This is a genomic window from Rhodococcus sp. YH1 (assembly GCF_009939605.1).
Lineage (GTDB): Bacteria > Actinomycetota > Actinomycetes > Mycobacteriales > Mycobacteriaceae > Rhodococcus > Rhodococcus aetherivorans.
On record NZ_WVTE01000290.1, the window covers coordinates 104,592 to 105,973 of the forward strand.

Genomic DNA, 1,382 nt, shown 5'->3' on the forward strand with positions numbered 1-1,382 from the left:
TTCCGGAGTCGCCCATCTCCGGAACGACCATCGCGGCAGGACGACTCACGAGTTACGGCAGATAGTACGCTACTATCTGCCGTAAATCCTTAGCGCCGGATTTCGAGAATCTGCTCCCCGACCCCCGTCGTCGTCGGTAGGGCTGCCGAGGAACTCTTCGGGGTTCTGACCGTACGAGGCGCTACCCCAGTCCAGACGTGAACGATGATTGAATCGCAGATCGTCGGCACGGGACGGCCGCCCGTAGGGGATCTCTCGTGCCTGACCTCCCGCACGACCGTGTCGGCGCCCGGTATCGGAGTGTCCTGCGCTCCGCTGAGCGCTCTTGGGGCGCTTGGGTGCCGGCTTCGCGGCATGAGGTGTCAACGGGGGCAGCGGATGCCGCATGCGGGTTTCGGCCGTTATCACTCCCAGGCATCGGTTCAGGAACCGCACCAGTGACCTGGTGCATTTCGGGCAGGGAGCTAATCGGCTGTGATGAGCTTGTTCCGCGGTGCACCGGTGCTGCACCGTGTTCTTGGAAACGCAGTGGTCGTGCGCGTGGTAGTGCCCGGCGCGTGCGTCGACGAACACCGGCCGGCGGAGTCGTTCGGCGACGGCACGCGCGAACGCTGGGTTCGCCCTCGGGGGTGGAGGGACCGCCCCGTTCCGACGTCGAGACGGTACGTGGTCGTCACGAGACCGTGGCTCATCGGGTGCAGCTGGCGACATCCCACGAGTAGAAGCAGGAGATGCCGCGTCGCCGGGTCGCCGTGCCGGGGACTTCTCTCCACCGTGAGGGACGGGGCTCGTACCGGAGTGGCGGGCCGGGGGCGCAATACCAGCCCCTTTGGGGGAAGCTGGGGCGCGGGTAGCGCCGGAGGACGCCGACCGGGATTGCTCCGTGTGCAACGCCGCGGCGGCATCGGCGACAGCTTGGTCCAGTCGGCTGCGGTAGCCGTTCCTGAACTCATTGTAGCTGTCGCCGAGGTTCTGGAAGGCACGCGCGATGGCGGCACATTCGGCTCTGGTGTCGCGTGTGAGGATGTGCGAGGCGAACGGCGCGGGTGCATCTTTCGGGCTGTCGGTCTCCCGCTCGTAGATGCGCAGTTCCCACCGGCCGCTGCTGGCGCGTTTGATGACATACCGGTGTCGCGCGGTGCCGGCAGTGCTGACGCGACGTGCGGCGTTCTTCGTGCGGACTACCCGGGCAGGGTCCTGACTGCGTTTCCGCTTCCTGCCACCTGCCATGTGCAGTCTCTTTCTCGGATGTGCGGGGATTCGGACATGCACCTCGACCATCCGGTCGGATGCGGACGAGCTGGGAGATGCCTACGGGTGGGTCTCAGCCCTCGTCGTACTTCTCCCAGAAGCGGGCCCGCAACCGGTACCGGCTGTCCTCG